Annotated in this window: 2 protein-coding genes; both read right to left on the reverse strand. The window is 55.8% G+C overall.

The window, feature by feature from the left end:
* Positions 1-209: 209 nt before the first annotated feature.
* A complete protein-coding gene (gene rfbC, locus RTW80_RS25275; protein ID WP_001021401.1) occupies positions 210-764 on the reverse strand; it encodes a dTDP-4-dehydrorhamnose 3,5-epimerase in 555 nt (184 codons plus the stop codon).
* A 14-nt stretch (positions 765-778) separates the two neighbouring features.
* On the reverse strand, positions 779-1370 hold a 592-nt coding region (locus RTW80_RS25280; protein ID WP_312720797.1), incomplete at its 5' end, for a sugar nucleotide-binding protein.

Below are 1370 nucleotides of genomic sequence, written 5' to 3' on the forward strand. Positions count from 1 at the left end.
TAACCTGTACCGGAAATAGTAATTTTCATGAGATTACACTTTAATCAGTTAACTGGGTAATGGCGGATAGCCACGAAATTAAATAATGCTGTGGGCGGTTTTACGCTTAGAAGGAAGGTAAGTCAAGTCGGTCGGCAGGCCCGGCTTGTAAACGAATAAAAATGACGAGTTCCATCTGGAACCCGCCATTTTTGAAAAAAACAACCTAATTATTTATATACTTCCGCGGTGGCCAGAGTATGTGCCTGTAGATCTTTCTCCGACAGCGACAGCGCGCAGTCGCTCAGCGCCGGCCAGTCAATCCCTATCTCCGGATCGTTCCAGATGATGCTCCGTTCTGACTGCGGCGCGTAGTAATTCGTCGCCTTGTAGACAAACTGCACAGTTTCGCTCAGCGCCATAAAACCGTGGGCGAACCCTTCCGGGATCCACAACTGACGTTTATTCTCTGCGCTGAGGACCGCTCCCACCCATTTGCCAAAGGTTGGCGATGAACGACGGATATCTACCGCCACGTCAAATACCTCGCCTTCCACACAGCGGACCAGTTTGCCCTGGGCGTGCGGATCCAGCTGATAGTGCAGCCCGCGCAATACGCCTTTCTGGGACTGGGAGTGGTTGTCCTGGACGAATTCCACCTGGCGGCCCACCGCCTCATTAAACACCTTGCTGCTGAAGCTCTCAAAGAAGAAGCCTCGCGCATCACCAAACACGCGCGGTTCAAAAATCAGCACGTCAGGAATATCTGTTTTAATAATGTTCATCTTTTGCTACCCGTTTATTTGCCCAGGACTTCTGTTACCACGCGAGCCACACCCTGACGCCAGTCCGGGAGAGTCACCCCAAATGCCTGCTGAAATTTTTCATTCGACAGGCGCGAGTTGAGCGGACGCTTCGCCGGCGTCGGATAGGCCGTCGTCGGAATGCCCTTCACTTCCTGAACCGCCAGCTCTGCCCCGTGGGCTCTCGCCACCTCAAAAACATAGCGGGCGTAGTCGCACCAGCTGGTCTCGCCGCTGGCCACCAGATGATAGGTACCGGCCAGCGCCGGATCACGCAGTGTTTCACGGATTGCCGTCGCTGTGCAGTCTGCCAGCAGCTCAGCGCCGGTGGGCGCCCCGTGCTGGTCGTCAATGATGGAGAGCGTCTCTTTCTCCCCCGCCAGGCGGAGCATGGTTTTGGCAAAGTTGGCGCCGCGGGTGGCATACACCCAGCTGGTACGGAAAATCAGGTGACGCGGGTTGCCCTGCTCCAGCGCCAGTTCACCGGCGCGCTTGGTTTCGCCGTAGACGTTCAGCGGGCCGGTTGCCTCATCTTCCCGGCGATAATGGCTACCGGCGCCGTCGAACACATAGTCCGTGGAATAATGC

Origin of the sequence: Escherichia sp. AM3, from assembly GCF_032029835.1 — a bacterium.
Taxonomy (GTDB): Bacteria; Pseudomonadota; Gammaproteobacteria; order Enterobacterales; family Enterobacteriaceae; genus Escherichia; species Escherichia coli.